This is a genomic window from Bacillus sp. 22475 (assembly GCF_052044835.1).
In the GTDB taxonomy this organism is placed as follows: domain Bacteria; phylum Bacillota; class Bacilli; order Bacillales; family Bacillaceae_G; genus Bacillus_A; species Bacillus_A cereus.
The window spans coordinates 45,968-65,673 of sequence record NZ_JBQENW010000012.1; the positions used below are offsets into that span (position 1 = coordinate 45,968).

The following is a 19,706-nucleotide window of genomic DNA, read 5'->3' on the forward strand; positions in this document are numbered from 1 at the left end:
TCAATTAACCAATATCCCAATTAAAATCAGTCTCTATTTTTATTTTTTCTTTCTCCTGAGTCGCAGATAAAACAAGTTCTTTTTCCTCACTTGTTAACATTTGAATATCTTTTAGACTAACATTAGGATGAGTTGTTATTTCTTCTAATAGAAGGTTAAATCGCCGTCCAAATTCTACTATTGTTGATTTATCAAATAAAGATGTAGCATATTCAAAAGTGAATTCATATATATCTTTATTTTCTTCAGCAATAAGAGTTAAATCAAACTTACTTGTTAGTGTATCTGTGTTTGTTTCCGTGCTAATTTCTAATCCATCCACAACTGTATGTTTTTCATCCGAATTTTGTAATACAAACATGACATCAAATAAAGCACTTCGGCTTAAGTCTCTAGAAAGATCTAATTTTTCCACTAACTGATCAAATGGATACACCTGATGTTCGAAAGCTTCTAACGTATCGTTTTTCACTTTTTTCAAGTGATTAATAAAAGATTGATCTGGATTTATTTGATAACGTAATGCAATTGTATTTACAAACAGCCCCATTAGAGGTAACAAATCAGCATGCGGCCTACCTGCAACTGGTGATCCTATAATGACATCCTTTTGTTCTCCATGCTTGTACAGAAAAATAGTGAAAGTAGCCATAAGTAACATAAAAGGTGTCGTATCAGTTTCTAGTGCTATTTTTTTTATTTTTTGAGTAATTTCCTTGTTTACTTGGAAATTGTATTGTTCACCCTCAAAACTCTTTACTGGTGGTCGACCTCGATCGTATGGTAATTCAAGAACTGGTATATCCCCTGAGAATAATTCCTCCCAGTATTTCTTATGGATATCAAATTCTTTAGAAGATAATAATTTTTGTTCCCACACAGCATAATCTTTATATTGCAAACGATTTTCCGGCAATGTTTCCCCAGCATATAGGGCCTTAAAATCATGCATAAGGATACTTAAAGACACGCCATCTGTTATGATGTGATGAAGGTCAATTACAAGTAAATAACTATTATCTTTTAGCTCCTTTAGTCCAGCCCGCATTAACGGAACCTTAGAAAGATTAAATGGTTGTAACCATTCTTTATAATCTCCCTTTATCATTTCTAGCTCAAATGTTACCTGTTCTAATACTCTCTGTACTAATTGATCCCCCTGCCACTCAAACTGTGTTCTGAGTATTTCATGGCGTTTAATAAGCTTTTCAAAGACTAATTCTATCCTTTTCCGGTCCACCGTTCCTTTAAGAATAAAACAACTTGGTACATTGTATGTCATCTGTACCCCATCCATCTCTTGTAATAACATCATTCTTTTTTGAGTCGATGAAACCGGGTATACCTCAGATTCCGGTACTATTTCTATCTCTTGCAACCTATTTTCTTTTGAATTTTTAATAAAATGACTTAATGTTATTATTGTTGGATACTCAAAAAGATTTGCTAATGATAATTGCACATTAAATTCTTTCCATATTTTAGCGTTGATTACAGTAGCATGAAGGGAATGACCACCAAGTGCGAAAAAGTTATCTTCCACACCAATACAAGGATTACCTATAACTTCTTTCCATATATCAACTAGCTTTTTCTCCATATCATCGAGTGGTTTTACATAATTAGTAGTCTCCATCGATGGAGAAGAATCTATAATTACATTCTTTGTATTACCTTCTATAACAGAAATAAGAAATGTCATTATTTGTTCAGCTAAATTTTGCTCGTATTCTGCAGCATGGTGAATTTTATCTGAAATATTTACTATTCCTTCTTTAGTTACTGATTTTGTTAAGTGCATTTTTATCAATGATCCACGAATTACTCCCCAATTGGCAGCTGCTGTCTTCATAGATTCAGCGATAGTTTGGAAGTCCGAGTGATAATGCTCACCAAGAAACGAAAGCATTTTGGAAAACTTTACTCGGCCATCTACAACTTGACCCAAATGTGAGAATAACGGAACTTCATTAAAGTCTAAATATCCATCTGTCTCTTTATTCAAATCAAACCTACTTATTAGTTGCGTAGCAAAAAGGTGCATTTGTGAAAAAATATGTTTTTCATCTTTTATATGTTTTATCCAATTTGACAAATCGGTTGTAATCGATTGTATGTCTGGGATCTCATCTTCAGTAACTTTTAAAGTACTTACTTTTTGATAACCCTTATGAAAAAGTTCTATTGAAAGTTGTGCATTTTTAACCATAAAATATGGATCGGTAATAATTAAACAGTCTTCTTCGGGCTCATACCCTACAACAACAAATGAATGAACAATATGATTTTTTAGATAATTTTCATCCCAAGGAAGCCAGTAAGCATTCATGGTTACCACCACGGGAAATCCCGAGTATAACTGTTCTAATATAATTTCAAATCCTTCATCGGATGAATCTGTATCAAATATAGTACTTTTTATACCATGATATTTTTCTAAATCACTTACAAAATAACCAGACTCTGTATATAAACCATCCCCTAGATTTCCATTATCGACAGGAGAAAAACCAAAATCCCATAATCTAGCGTACATTAAATAATGTTTACGCTTAAACCAATTAGCTAACGTAGCAATTACATCATCAATACAATTCTGTTCAGAACTTTTACAAGGCTCAACATCATGTAAGATTGAAGAAGTATAATTTCCCATTTACTCACCTCTATATTTTTACCAACAGGAAAAACTATTGTAATTTGGTTATTTCTCTATACTAAGTTGACAGAGATATGTATATCTTCTTTAAAAAGCTATCAATTATTATTAACGCATTTCATATAAAGAATCTTATTTCTCGAATCACTTTTTTATTTTAATCATTCTATAATAGGGAGGAGGATTCCCTAACTCATAGTCACCAGAATAAACACTAACATTCCAGAAAGCTAAGAGGGAAAGCTCCTTTAATCCCACAGTATAGCAAGTGTAAATTTAAACTCTTAAAAGTCGTGTTTACAATATGAAGTAATACTAATTATTTTTCTTTTCTGCTATATAAGCCGCTAGTTGTTTAATATTTCGCTTTGTATATGCGACTAAGTCATCCGTATTAAGATTCTCGTTTTCTAAAGCAAGATCAAGCTCAATAGCTAGTAGAGAATTTCCTCCTAAGTCAAAGAAATCATCCTCTACACCGACAGCTTCAATCTTCAATATACTTTTCCATATTTCAACCAAACGAGATTCTAACTCATTACTAGGAGACATCATACTCTCCTCCTCATTCTTAGGTAAAGATCTAGGTGAAGGTAAGGAATGTCGATCAACCTTTCCACTTGGTGTTAATGGTATGTTTTCAACTTCAACAAAGAAAGTAGGTATCATATAACTCGGAACTAATTTCGCAAGATGCAATTTCAAATCAGAAATGGATACAAGTGATTTTGCTACGAAATAAGCTACAAGCTTTTTCTGCCCATCTTCATCTTGAATGTCTACTATCACTGCTTCTTTAATTGCATGGTGTGAAGATAAAGCATCTAAAATTTCACCTGGCTCAATTCGATATCCTCTAATTTTTAATTGTTCATCATTTCTACCGAGGAATTCTATATTTCCATCAGGTAACCAGCGTGAAAGATCCCCTGTCCTGTACATTTTCTCCCCTTTTACAAATGGGTCTGATAAAAACTTCTCTTCAGTTAATCTCATTTGATTTACATATCCCCTTGCAAGCCCTTCTCCCGCAATATACAGCTCTCCTACCGCTCCAATAGGCTGAAGTCTCTGTTTTTGATTAAGTATATAAAGCCTTACATTCGGAATAGGCTTTCCAATAGGAATAGTATTATAGTTTTCACTTTCCTGAAGTGAAAAAGTACTTGCGATAACCGTCGCCTCAGTAGGACCATACATATTTTCTATTTGAGTCGATAGTCGATGCTTTTTAAACTTATTAACCACCTCATGTGTCAAAGCTTCACCCGCAAGTAATATATACTTTACTTTATTTAAAACCTGGCTATTTTCATTATTAAGTGTATTTACGAAAGCTCTAAACATAGACGGTACAAAATTTAATAATTTCACATCATATTTATCTATAGTTCTTAAAATTGCTCTTGGGTTTCGATGTTCTCCATTTTCCATTATTACTAATTTACTACCTACTATGGCCCACCCAAACAACTCTAGAACAGATACATCAAATATATAAGGTGTCTTCAGTAAATACGTATCTGATTCATCCATAGGATATAAATGAGACATTGAAAATAAGAAATTCACAATACTACAATGTTCAATCATGACTCCTTTTGGTCTACCTGTAGAACCGGAGGTGTATAAAATATAAGCTAAGTTATTCAGTTTTCCATTAATATCCAGATTGCTTGTATCACCAACGTACAAATTTTCTTGCTTTAAATCAATAATCTCTCCTACAAATGGAATTTCACCTACGTATTTAGATTCTGTAAGTACAAATTGAGGATTACAATCTTCTAAAATATGTTCCATTCGACGCTTTGGATATTCAGGATCAATTGGTACATATGCAGCTCCAGATTTTAGCGCAGCAAATATAGCTATAATCATTTCTACGGATCTTTCAACAACGATACCAATTTTAGTTTCCTGATCTACACCTTTTTGTCTAAGAATACGAGCAAGCTGATTTGCTCGATTATTAATATACGAATAACTGTACGGTATATCATTTGAAATAACTGCGATTTCTTCTGGTTTATTTTCAACCTGATCCTCAAAAAATTGATGAACTAATTTATTCTGAGGAAAATCTAATTTTGTATTATTAAGTTCATTTAACATCCTCATGGATTCACTCTTACTTAAGACATTAACATCTTCAATTTTCGCTCCAGGATTAGCTACCATCCACTCTAGCGTATTTATAAAATGCATCATAAATCGCTCTATAGTTTGCGGATAATATAGTCCTGTCGCGTATTCCAATTCTAATCGTAGACCCTCTTCTTCCGGAAATACTTCTATACTCATATCTACCTTTGAAGCTTGATGCTTAATTTCGTAAGATTTAAATGTAATATCTTTTATTTTTTCTGATGTTCTTCCGATATTCTGCATCACTAACATGACATCAAATACAGGGTTCCGGTTAGTATGATAAGCCATGTCTAACTTATTTACTAACTCATCAAATGGGTATTCTTGATATTGAAATGCTTCTAGCGCATTTTCTTTTACTTCATTTAAGAATTGGATTATCGTCTTTTCCGCTTTAGGATGATTTCTCATAGGTAATGTATTTACAAACATACCTATGATAGGCTCAAGATCATGATGAATTCTTCCCGCAATTGGAGAACCTACTATAATATCTTCCTGTTGCGTATACACATGCAACACTATATTTAGTGACGAAAGAAGTACCATATATAAAGTAGCTTCTCTTTCATCTGCAAAGGACTTTAATTTATTAGAAAGTTCAGGTGTTAGATGGAATACTAATCTATCACCTTCAAAAGTTTGATTTAGCCCACGTGGCTTATCTGTTGGGAACATAAGAATTGGTAACTCACCTTTAAACTTATCTACCCAATACTCTTCAATTTCTTTCAGCCCTTCATCATGTAAACGATTGGTTTGCCAATTGGCATAATCTTTGTATTGTATTTTAATAGGCTCTAAGACTTTGCCTGAATATAAATCTATAAACTCTTTTTCTAACTTCGCTAAAGATACTCCATCTGCTATTATGTGATGAAGATCAAATAGTAACAGATATTGATTGAATTCTAATTTCATTAAACCGACGCGCATAAGTGGAGCCCTATCTAATTGAAAAGGACGAACAAATTCCTGTATTAACTTTTCAATTGTTGATCTATCAGATTTATATAGATGTTCAATTCTAATATCTAAACCATCATGAATAAATTGAACTGGTTCACCTTTAATAAATTGGAATGAAGTTCTTAATGATTCATGACGTTCCACTAATTCTTTGACACATTGTTCTGCCTTTATAAAATCAAACTCACCTTCTATTAACATTGCACCTGGTATATTGTAGGCAGTTCCTATTCCAGCAAAGCGGTTTAATATATATAATCTTTTTTGTGAAGAAGAAGCTTGATAAAATTCTCTATCAGGTACGATCTCAATTTGAGAATAATTTTTCTTCCCTTCATATTTCTCTATATACTCCGCTAATAGCATAATTGTAGGCCTTTGAAACATTTCACGTATAGGTACATCTACACCTAAACGTTTATATATGTGTGAAACAACAGAAGTAATTTGTAATGAATTACCTCCTAATTCGAAAAAGTTATCATTCACACCTATTTTCTCTATTCCAAGTACTACTTTCCATATCTCAGAGAGCATTTGTTCAATTTCATTACGTGGTTCAATAAATACAGCTGTGGATTGCTCCCAAATTGGATCAGGAAGAGCTTTCCGATCTATTTTACCGTTTGATGAGATTGGAAACTGCTCAATCGGGATGATGTATGCAGGAATCATATAAAACGGTAAATACTCTCTAAGGAATTGGCGTACTTCTTCTACTTTAGCTGAAGAATTCATAACAACATATGCACATAAAACCGGAGCATCTTCTCCCTCTTTTTTACGTGTAATTACAATAGCTTCACCAATTTCAGGATATCGTAATAGTTGCTTTTCTATTTCTCCCAATTCAATTCGTAATCCACGAATTTTGACTTGATCATCCATACGGCCTAAATATTCAAGATTTCCATCTGGTAACCAGCGAGCCAAATCTCCAGTACGATATACCTTGTCATCTATAATAGAAGAACCCTCTTTGTTGATTTGTATAGGAACAAATTTCTCCATAGTTAACTTAGGTTGATTTAAATAACCTCTTGCTATTCCTTCTCCTGAAATACACAATTCCCCAGGAATTCCAACGGGTTGTAATTGTTGATTATCACCCATAATATAAACTTTTTGATTAGCTAGAGGCCTTCCTATTGGTAATTGATTCATAAATTCTAACTCAGCGTGCTGAACATGATAACATGTAGAATCTACAGTTGTCTCTGTAGGTCCATAAGCATTTGTTAAATTTGGTCGGCAGTTTTCATTAAATAAACCAAGGAATTTCCGTGCTAATTTCGGTGGTAATTCCTCTCCAGCAATAATAAAATGTTTAAATGAATATTCTATTTCTTCATCTATAAAATTAGTTAATAATCGAAGATGCATCGGCGTTCCATCCGCGATATTTATTTGCTTTTCTTGATAAAAATTAATTAGCTTCTGCCCATCAGTTCTTGCTTCCTCAGGTACTATAAATAAACTATTTCCTAATAGAAGCGCACCAAACATGTTTTGTACTGAAGCGTCAAACTCAAAAGGTGAAACTAACCCGATTCGCATAGAAGAACCATATTTATCATATATTTCATTTTTTAACCCAAATATTAAATTTACAACACTACGATTTTCAACCATAATTCCTTTAGGATTACCTGTAGTTCCAGAGGTGAAAATAACATATGCCAAATCGTAAGGTGTACTTACTGAAGGGAAACTAACCAACTCTGTTTCAAGTAGTTCATTAAAACTCACCATACTACAATCCTGGATTTCTCTTGTAAAATCTTCACTAATAACCTCTGGTTTTACTATACAAAGTGGAGATTTACATTCTTTTAGCATCGCCTCTATCCGTTTATACGGCAAATATATGTTAATAGGTAAATAAGCAGCCCCACTTTTTAAAATACCTAGCATTGCAATGACTGCATCAATGGATCGATCCATCATAAGACCAACAATGTGTCCTTTTCCAATTCCTTTTTTATGTAGAGAACTGGCAATCAGATCTACCTTTTCTTTTAATTGAGCGTATGTTATTTCTCTTTTGTCATCAGAAACAGCAAGTTTAGTTGGATTATGCATGACTTGTTCTTCAAATAACTGTATCACCGTTAAATGATGCGGGTAATCTAACTCAGTTTGATTAAATGTGATTAACTCTCTTATATCATTATCACTAACCCAATCTAAATCTATATGCGGCGTATTCGGTTGTAGTAAAGCTTGCTCTAACAAGTCTATAAAATGATGACCAAATCGCGTAACAGTAGATGCTTTGTATAGATGCTCATTAAAATACATATCAACTTCTATACACCCATTTACTTGACGGAAAGAGAATATAATCTCAGCATTGCTCTCACTTAAATAATTTAAATCTTGAATTTCCTCTAGCAAAATTGCAGTACGGAATGGATAATTACGCCCTTCTGGAAGGTAGTTACTCAAAACCGGTTGTAAACTTTCCAATGGGAAATTTTGATGTTCTAAAGCATTAACCATTACTGTACTAACATGCTGGAGAATTTGTCTAAATGTCATATGTTCCTCAAGACCATGTCTTAAAACTAACAAAGTATTAATAAGGTTAGTATCACTGTCTTGTTTTAAAACAGGTGTACCAATGCATATATCTTGCAATCTAGTATATTTATTTAACAGCAAAGTAAGTCCAGCAGTAAGAATCATATGCAATTGAAGATCTGATCCATTTGCTAACTTTAAAATCTTCTCGGACAATTCCTCTTTTAGTTTTATGCTAACATTTGATAAATTCACCTGTTTGTTTGATGTCCGGTAATCATAAGGGAAATGGCAGTCAGCCAGTTCCCCTGATAAGTTTTCTAACCAAAATTCTCTTTCCTTTATTCGTTCATTTGCGGCAATTACTTTATCTTTATTCGCTATTCGTTCAACCATAGTTACTCACTCCTGACAATAATCAATTAAAAGTTAAAATCCCCAAAATCTACTGATACCTTAACTGGTTGCAGTTCTTGAATTTCTTGTTTAAATGAAATATCTTTTAATAAAATTTCAGGATGATCTACAATTTGTTCAAAAATCTCAACATAACGCTCACATAACTTTTGAACCGTGTCCCTAGTATATAAAGAGGTTGCATATTCCATAGTCAGTTCAATTGTATCTTCCAATTCAACCACTCTTAGCAATAAATCCATTTGCGCGCGCTTAAAGTCGTGATCATATGTCTTTAGTTCTAAACCATCGATAAACATATGATCTGCATCCATATTTTGCATAACAAATGAAACATCGAAAAGTGGGTTCCTATTATACGTTCCTTGAAGTCCTAATTGATTAACCAGGTCCTCATATTGACATTTTTGATGTTCAAACGCTTGTAAGACCTGTTCTTTTACTTCAAATAGGAATTGAGTAAACCTTTGTTCAGCTCTTGGATAATTCCTTATCCCTAACATGTTTACAAATACTCCTATAATATCTTGTAAATCCGCATGTGGGCGACCAGTAATTGGTGAACCAATAACAACATCCTCTTGGCCAGTATATTTACCTAGCAAAATATTATATACAGAGAGCATTAACGTATATAATGTAGTTTCTTCTTTTGCTAATAAACGCTTAATTTTCTTGGTAACATTTGAATCAATAGTAAAGGATATTTTACTACCTTTCAGATCTATTATTTCAGGTCTCGTATAATCAGTAGGCATATTCAAGACAGGTACACCATCTTTAAATTGCTCTAGCCAATACTGTTCATGTTTGAGAGCAATTTCTTTTTCTTTTTCACTCTGCTGCCATTCTGAGTAATCCTTATACTGTATTTTCAAGCTTGGTAATTTCTCTCCAGAGTAAAGCGCAAATAGATCTCTAACGAAAATATCATAGGAAACTCCATCGGTTACTATATGATGTAAATCAATAATTAAAATATGTTTTTGTTCTTCCAATCTAATTAACCCTACACGGAAATATGGAGCATTATTAAAATTAAATGGGCGAATAAACTCATTAATTATTTGTTCCACTTCAGATTCAAAGCCCTTAATTTGAGTAATATGGAAATCAGCATGATCATGAATAATTTGTACCGGTTTATCATTTTTCATTTCAATAGTAGTTCTAAATATCTCATGACGCTTAATTAATTGAGTGAACGCCTTTTCTAAACGTTCAATGTTTAATTTTCCATTCAAAAGAATAACGGAAGTATCATTATAAGCTGTACTTTCTGGATACAATCGGTGTAATACATAAAATCTCTTCTGAGCTGAAGAAAGCTGATAATGAGATTTAGATTCAGCTGGAACAATAACATCAAATTCACTCTTATCTGCCCTTGAAATATAATTTGCTAGTTTCTCAATATTTGATAGAGTAAAGAGTTCTTTAATAGGAACTTCAACATTAAACTCTTTATGAATTTTTGAAACAATAGTAATAGCCTTAAGTGAATCTCCACCTAGTTCCAGAAGATCATCATGAACACCAACTTCTGAAACTTTAAATATATTTCTCCAAATTTTTGAAAGCTTTTCTTCTACCTCATTACGAGGTGCTACATATTCAGTCAAGAGTTGTGGTCTAGAATGGTATAACGTAGAATCTAATTCTTCTTCCTTTTCATCATTGAAAGAATTTAATAACACCCATTGATCAATACGCGCTTGCAGTTCCCCTGGAGAATGAATCAGTACTTCCCCTTGTTTCCATGACAGTGCTATATTAAAGGCCTGAACTCCTTCTTCAGGTGTCATAGATAATTCATGTACACTTGCACCTATCTGCATATCTTTTTCTTCATCTTCCCAGTATTTCCAATCACTCCAATTGACACTTATCCAAGGCAGGTTGGAATAACGATTTATATATTGTGCAAAAACATCCATGTATATATTTGAAGCAGCATATGATACATAACCTAATCCACCTAAGACCGCTGAAATTGAAGACATTAGAACACAAAAATCTAAATCTTTATTCCGTAAGCACTCTTCTAAATTGAGAAGACCATAAATTTTTGCAGAAAATTGTTCCTCACAGTCCTCTTTTTCAAGTTCCTGAATCAAATTAAAAGTCTTTCCACCAAGAATACCTGCACCATGAATTACACCATTAATCTTTCCAAATTTTTGTTCTGCCTTATGAATTGCTTCGTATAGTTGTGATTGATCTGTAACATCAGCAGCAAGTACATAAACTTTAGATCCCGTTTCTTCAATCTCTAAAACTTTACGAATTCTTTCCGAATACATCGTATTTTCCTTCAAATGCATATCCCACTCATCACGATTTGGCAGACCTGTACGTGTAAGAAGAACTAAGTTGGCTTGTACAGTTTGAGCCAAGTGTTTCGCAAGAATTGTACCAATACCTCCGAGTCCTCCTGTAATAAGGTAAACTCCATTCTTTCGTAAAGGCAGTTTCTCTTTAGCTGGCTGTTCTAGTTGTAAAGGCTCGTAAGTTTGAACAAATCTTTTATTTCCTCGATAAGCAATCATCTTATCATTCGTATTTGCAAGACATTCTTCTACTAATTGATTTATTAGCCTATTCTTCAATTCTTTGTTTACAGGTAAAACAACATCAATACTTGAACAAGAAAGATAAGAATACTCTTGCGGAACAACTAATGACGTTCCAAGTACAGTTGATTTTTCTGGAATTAATTCTTCATCACCAACCACTTGTTGAACACCATTTGTAATGATTCGAATTGAGATTGAATCAGAGATATTCTTGTCTCCTAGTGCCTGAGTTAAATAAAAGATTGAATAGAATCCTAAGTTTTGTTTACAATTTACATATTCAATTGAGGCTTGTCTTTCCTCATCCGTAATTCCCCACATATGAACTATTCTTGTAGGTAAACCACATATTTCATGTACTTCATCCAATAACTTAACGTAATCTGTACGCTCTTCAGGATTTATAATGAAGCGATCGTTATTCTCCTTATTAAAACCAAAGCCAGGTTCTACTGTAACTACTCTCTGCCCTTTATTTAATAAGTCCTTAACTAGTTCATTACCTAATCCTTCTTGATCTACAAAAACAATCCATGTCTCATTCACATCATGATTTGGTTCAAACAATGTAGAACTTTTCCATTGCGGCGTATAGAACCATTCAGAAATGTTGTTATTCTTACTAATTTTAGATTGCTTACTATTAAGCTTTTGACCTAAATCATACGGATTACCTTGTAATTTATAAGATATTTTATTGAAAGAATACATTGGTAATGGGATACGTCTTCTCTTCTCATCTTTATAAAATTGTTCCCAATCTATAGAAATACCTGTTACCCACATTCGAGTGATGTGACTAAATAAGAAATACATATCTGATACATCTTGTTGAACAGATCGAACCGTATTAAATATTCTTTCATTACCATTTTCATAGTCTAAAAGGCGACTAGTAAGCCTACTAAGGTCATTTCCAGGACCAATCTCTATGAATAGACTTGTATTGTCCCTATTCAACTCTTGAATTCCATCAGAGAATCGAACAGTTCCACGCATATGTTTTACCCAATAAACTGGGTTTGTTGCTTCTTCAAGTCGTATCCAAGTACCGGTCAAGTTTGACAAATAAGGTATTTTAGGTTCTCTAAGTGTCAATGTACTAACATAGGAAGCATACTCGTCCAGAATTGAATCCAGTTCGTGTGAATGTGCTGCTCCTTCTATTGTTACTCGCATACACATTAAACGCTTTTTCTTTAATTCATTTTCAAAATCTACAATTGCTTCTTCTGTCCCAGAAACTATACAAGCTGGACCATTAACTACCGCTAAAGAAATGGTATGTTGATATTCTTTTTCAAAAGAATTAATCAAATGAATTAATTCCTCTTCTGGAAGTGGAACGCTAAGCATTACTCCTGCAGGAAGACTACTCATTAGCTGACCTCTTTTTACAACCAATTTAAGTGCATCTTCCAAAGTAAATACTTCTGCTAAACAAGCAGCCACATATTCACCAAATGAATATCCAATCATTGCTTCAGGTTTAATTCCCCAACCCATTAATAGTTTCGCAACTGAGTATTCAAACGCAAAAAGAATTGGTTGACTAAATTCCATTCTTTTCAATTTTTCCGTTGCCTCATCAATACTGAAAGTGGTTGGGTATAACACTTCTTTCATGTTTACATTCGTAACAGATTGAAGGATTGCAAAGCATTCATCCATAGCTTCACGGAAAATTGCCTCTTGTTCGTATAATTCTAACCCCATGTTTACATATTGCGATCCGTTCCCAGAAAACAGGAAGTTAATTTTAGGATGTTCCTCTTTTACATTTACATATTGTACTCTTCTTCCTTCTGGCTGGTTTAACAGTTCAATTCCTTCTTGGGTACTGGAACAAACTAAAGCTCTCCTATGCTTGAATTCCTTACGTCCAATTTGCAATGTATAACTAGCGTCTGCCAAATCCACATAAGGATTCTGTTCAAGGTGATTTCCTAAATTCAAAGTCATACGATCCAAAGCATCTTTCGATTTTGCCGAAATCATTAACATTTGGTATGGTCTACTATTTGAGGTTACTTCAAGCTTTGGTGCCTCCTCCAAAATAATATGTGCATTTGTACCACCAATACCAAATGAACTAACACCTGCACGTAATGGTTTATTATCCTCTTTCCACTCATTTAAGTGTTGATTTACATAAAACGGTGTCTTTTCAAATCCAATTTGCGTGTTTGGCTTTGTAAAATTCACACTTGGCGGAAGAACCTGATCTTTCATCGCAAAGACCGTTTTAATTAGTCCAGCAACACCGGATGCTGCATTTAGATGTCCTACATTTGCTTTAACAGACCCAATTGGTACCGATTGTTTTTCATTAGAGTTAAACACTTCACTAAGCGCCTTGATCTCAATCGTGTCTCCTAGTTTAGTAGCCGTTCCATGTGTTTCAATATAGGAAATGGACTCAGGTTCTACATTTGCTTCATGTTGCGCCATTTTTATAACTTCTACTTGGCCCTCTACACTAGGTGCAGTGTAACCAATTTTCCGATTCCCATCATTATTAATTGCCGTTCCTTTTATTACTGCATGTATAGTATCCCCATCATTTATAGCTTCCTGTAAAGGCTTCAGAACAACAATTCCAACACCGTCTCCAAAAAGCATTCCATTTGCATTTTCATCAAAAGGACGACAATGACCATCTGAAGAAAACAGCATTCCTTCTTGGTAGGTATAACCTGCTTTTTCAGGTTGGGTTAATGTAATACCCCCAGCTATGGCAATATCACAATGCCCCTGTAATAATGCTTGGCATGCATTATGAATAGCCACCAATGATGTTGAACATCCCGTAAAGATATTCATACTTGGTCCTTTTAGGTTAAATTTGTAAGAAATTTGAGTGCTTAGCGAGTCTTTGTCGTTAAGTAATGAAATTAAGAATTGTCCAGCTGGTTCATTTGCCTCTGAAAGAGTAGATAACACTTGCCAATATAAGTTAGGAGATGCCCCACTATATACACCAATTAGGCCTGGGTATGTCTCAATATTATATCCAGCATGTTCAAGGGCAGACCACGCACATTCATGAAATACTCGTAGTTGCGGATCCATTAAAGATGCATCTTGAGGTGTATAATCAAAGAATGGAGCATCAAAATTATCAGTTCCTTCTAAATACCCTTTCGCTTTAACATAATTAGGGCTTTTTACTTCCATAGGATTCACACCAGATTCAATTAACTCTTCATCTGTAAAGAATTGAATAGACTCTGTTCCAGACTTTATATTATTCCAGAATTCATTTACATTCTGTGCTCCAGGAAAACGTCCATCTATTCCTATAATTGCAATATCGTTATCTTCTTTCGTTTTTCGATTAAAACGTTTTGTATGTTTAACTTGATTCTTTTGCTTATCTCCACTTAAGTATCTCGCTAAAGAACGAATACTTGGATACTCAAACATAACTCCAATTGAAATCTGTTTTTCTAATCTATTAATTAATCTCTCATGAATTTGAATTATATGAAGTGAAGTTGCACCAAGATCAAAGAAATTTTCATTTACATTTACAGTATCAACACTGTAAAACTCTTTCCAAATTCCTGTAATTATTTCCTCTACTTCATCTTGATTTCTGAACTTATCTCCCGTTTTCGTTTGAGTTTCCAATCCAGAAATTCGTTTACGAGAATTCAGATTAATCCATTGATCAAAACGTTTATTTAAATCTCCTGAAGAAATAATTACCTGATTTAAACCACTTAAACCAAGCACACATTGGAATGTTTTTTGTCCTTCCTCAGATGTCATTTCAAGCGCTTCTATACTTTGAGCATTGAATATTTTATTAACCTGTTGAGCTCCCGTGTACTGCCAATCTCCCCAGTTAATACTGGTCCATCGATTATTAGATGTATTACTCACTTTGTCTGAAAAACTATCTAAGTAAAGGTTTGCTGCTGAATAGGCTACAAAACCTAATCCACCCAAAATAGGTGAAAGTGATGAAACAAGATAACAAAAATCAAGATCATAATTACTCAATAACTTATCAAGAACTAGCACACCATGTACTTTAGGAAGAAATTGCTCTTCACATTCAATCCTACTTATCTTCTCCATTGGACACTGAGCTGATTTAACACGTAAGACACCTGCTGCATGAATTACCCCATTTATATGACCAAAGTTAGCCTCGGCCTGATGAATCACGTTTCTCATCTGCTCTTCATCAGCTACATCTGCAACAGCTGTCATTACTTTTGCTCCCAATGACTCCAACTTCTGAATATGGTTAATACGTTGACATAATTGTTCATTTTCAATCTGTGATTGAAGAATTTGATCCCATTCTTCACGATCAGGAAGAGCTGTTCTACTAACTAATATTAGTTTAGCCTTTACTGTACGCGCCAAATATTCTGCTAATTTAAGGCCTACTCCTCCCATTCCACCAGTAATTAAATAAACCCCTTCCGATCGAACATTCGGAATTTTTGAAGCTAATTCATTTTCATTTATTACTAGCATTTCACTTACTTTTTCATCAGGTATAGGCTCATAGATTCGAATGTAACGAGTGTTATTTCGAATTGCTATTACAGTGTCGATAATGTCCGCTTGAACTTCAGAATATAAGTTTGATATTAATGCTTCTTCATTATCAGACAACATAAAATCCACACTACGACATCTAATATTTGGATACTCTTGTGGAAATACTTTTATAGGAGCCAGAAGAGTAGATTTTTCAGCAATAATAGACTCGTCTCCTACTACCTTTTGCATATTATTGGTCATCACATTTATATTAATAGGATAAAGTAAATTAAATTTACTAATTGTCTTTGCAAGTGATATTAATGAATAGAATCCAGTATCTAAGGTCTTGATACCTAAATCCTTATTATCCACATTCCATAGGTGAACAATCTCTTCTGGTAAACACTCTTGTTTTTGTAGCTCGTTAAATAACTGATAATAATCTTCTTGTTCAGTAGGGCATATTGTAAATTCATTTAAACTAATCTTTTTATATGAAGGACCCACACCGACTGTTATAACACGATGTCCATCTCTTTCAAGCTTTTCTTTAAGAGCTAAGCCTATATGCTCATTGTCTAAAAATAACAACCAACTTTTAGTAGATTCTTTGGTTACATCTACAATTTCTTTTTCCATCCAACCTGGAGTATAGAACCACTCAGCTATATTAGAACGTTTCTTTATCGATGTTTCTTCACTATTAGTTATATTTTGCTGTTCAGCTGGATCTATCCAATATCGTTTTTTCTCAAAAGGATAAGTTGGTAAGGCAATACGTAATCTATATTCCTCTTCATACAGTTTACTCCAATTAATTTCTACCCCTAACTCCCACGCTTGTCCCAATATCTCTAACAAGTCGTCTTGTAAAATAATCTGATTATTTTTAATTTCAGAATTTAATAACTCACCAATATGTACAATGACAGAATTAGGATCTACATTCTTAACTTGTGTTAAAAGTTCTACTTTTTCTCCATGCGTCCATTCTGTCTGCAACTCTGTATAGTTTTCAACTAATTGATTCAGGACATCTTCTGGCTTTAGAGATTTATTATAAATATCTGAAACCATTCCTGCTAAACCTGTACCAATAATGTTAGAAGGACGTACACCACATTCAATTAATACATCAATAATCGATTGCAAGCAGACGAAAAAGATTAAATTTTCAACCAAGCTGTCATCTGTTCCTTTAAAGAATGCTTCTTTCAATGTTTGTCCAGTATACATTTGGGCATCAGTCATATTACGCTCAAATACTTTTAAGAATAATGGCTCCTTTTGGTATAGCTCTTTTACATTCTCGATAATTGATGTGTATTCGCCCGGTAACACAAATACCAAATCTGGATTTTCTTGCGTTTTTATGTGAAAATCTTTAACTGTTTTTAAATTGTTTATGGCGCTATCTATATCCTTACATAAGACCGCTCTTCTATACGGAAATGATCGACGGCCAGTTTGCAATGTGTATGCTACATCTGCTAATTCAACATCTTTATTAGATTCCAGATATTGAACCATATTTACTGTAGTATTATTTAAAGCTTCTTTTGATCTAGCAGAAAGAACCATTAGTTTTTTCTCTCTAGTAGAAGCAGAACTTTTAACTTTAGGGGCTTCTTCTAATACAATATGAACGTTAGTTCCACCATATCCGAAAGCACTCACACCTGCTCGAAGAAGATCATTATCTTCACTTTGCCAATTCACCAAATCAGTATTGATATAAAATGGGCTATCTATAAAATCAATTTTCGAGTTAGGGCGCTTCACATTTAAAGTTGGCGGGAGTTGTTTATGCCTCATAGATAAAACTGTCTTTATAAGTCCCGTCACCCCTGCAGCTGTATCTAAATGACCTACATTACTCTTAACAGAACCAATTGCACAAAAAGATTTCTTGTCCACATCTTGAAACGCTCTCTTTAGAGCCTCTACTTCGATAGAGTCCCCTAATGGCGTTGCCGTCCCATGCGTTTCTATATAACTAATTGTAGAAGGATCAACTTCAGCAAAACTATGAGCTGCTTGAATTACTTCAGCCTGTCCCTCAACACTCGGAGCAGTATAGCCTACTTTTCGACCTCCATCATTATTTGCTGCTGAACCCTTAATTACACCATATATCGTATCTCCATCAGCAAGCGCATCTTCTAATCTCTTTAGTATTACCATACCTACACCATCACTAAAAACTGCACCCTGGGCTTCTGCATCAAAAGTACGAACTTTGCCATCCGGTGAACTTGTCATTCCTTCATGGTATTTATAACCATTCTTTTTAGGATACGTTATAGATACTCCACCTGCAGCTGCAATAGAGCATTCTCCAGTTAACAATGATCTACATGCAAGATGAATGCTCAAAAGAGATGTAGAGCAAGCTGTATACAATGTAAAACTCGGTCCCTTAAGTCCCAGCTTATAGGATGTAAGCGTTGAAATTGCGTCTTTATAGGAAAGAGTACCCGCCTCTGAAAACTCAACCACACTATCACTATTTAATAATGGTGTGTGCTTCATCCAATTAAAATTAGTAGATGCTCCTACGTATAGCCCTATTAATCCTTCATAATCAAATGGATTATAGCCTGCCATCTCTAATGCTTCCCATGTTGTTTCCTGTAACATACGGATTTGGGGATCCATTATTTTCGCTTCTCTAGGTGTATAAGCAAAAAAGGATTCGTCAAAATACTCTACTTCCTCCAAATACCCTTTTGCTTTCACAAAATTAGGATGTTGTAAAACATCTAAATTAACACCTTCTTTAATTAACTCGTCTTCAGTAAATGTAGAAATTGAATCAACACCATTTTTTAGGTTATCCCAAAATTGGTTTATTTCATTTGCACCTGGAAATTTACCTGCCATTCCAATAATCGCTATTTCCAAACCAGTTTTACTATCATCTTGATGCTTCATTTTCACTTTCCTCCTATTTTGTTTAATTCGGATTTTCTATGCTTTACATACTCTTAGCTACAATATTTAGCGCTAATACTCTTATTTCATAAACTTAAGCAAAAGAAAAAACACATGAAATTACCCATAAAGTAGCTAAAGTGATTTACATACCTGACAGAAAACAAAAAATTTTAATTACGATTTCTATTCCTGGATTTCAATGATATTTTGAGCACTCATTTTTCATTCTAAAAACCTAATACTCTGGTAATAATTCTGTTAATATTACATTTTATGTAGTTAGTAACATATTCACAAGAAGTTTTCTTTAAGAAATTAATTTGTAGAGTAATAATTTTGTAGGGGATTTATGTCATAAAATTAAGCATACTTTTTCCAATATCATATAGAAAAAAACAAAAAAGTGACATACAGTGAATATTGAGAAATAAAATTCATTTATTCCATATCTAACCAAAATAGAACGAATTTTCAATTTTAAATTAGATTTTCTTGCATTTATAATTGCATTCTCTATAAATCATCTATGGTGAGCTTTTAATCATTAAACATAAATGAAGTTATATACGAAATTTTTTAGTTTAGATGAGGATCTATAAGTGAATTCATTCAACCGTTTTAAGAAAATATTGAGGATGAACATTGCTAGTGGAGCGCTTACTACCGAAGGCAAACTTATTTCTAGGATCGCTGACTTACAATTTTGCTTTGTACGACTCCTAAGACAGATCAAATAATTTCATATTCTATAGTACTGTTTATCTTTCCGTTCATGTTGTTGATTTTCCGTTATGTTTTGATATGCACATACAATATTTTCATCTTATATCCATTACTATTGTCCTGCAGACACTTTATATTATCTTCAAACCCCCTATTTCACTAAACTGTAAAATTAAAACCACTAAATTTCCGAATAAACTGAAAACTCATGAGAAATTGACAATAAATCTCAATAAGATCTTTTC

Annotated in this window: 3 protein-coding genes; all 3 read right to left on the reverse strand. The window is 33.7% G+C overall.

Annotation, left to right across the window (positions count from 1 at the left end; translation table 11 throughout):
- Positions 1-4: 4 nt before the first annotated feature.
- Entirely contained in the window at positions 5-2,656 is a 2,652-nt protein-coding gene (locus ACTJJY_RS19190; protein WP_440606293.1) for a condensation domain-containing protein, read from the reverse strand.
- A gap of 318 nt (positions 2,657-2,974) precedes the next feature.
- Complete coding sequence (locus ACTJJY_RS19195) at positions 2,975-8,698, reverse strand: amino acid adenylation domain-containing protein (protein WP_440606294.1); 5,724 nt, start codon at positions 8,696-8,698, stop codon at positions 2,975-2,977.
- A gap of 26 nt (positions 8,699-8,724) precedes the next feature.
- Positions 8,725-18,735, reverse strand: coding sequence for an SDR family NAD(P)-dependent oxidoreductase (locus tag ACTJJY_RS19200; RefSeq protein ID WP_440606295.1), 10,011 nt, complete (start codon positions 18,733-18,735; stop codon positions 8,725-8,727).
- Positions 18,736-19,706: the final 971 nt, after the last annotated feature.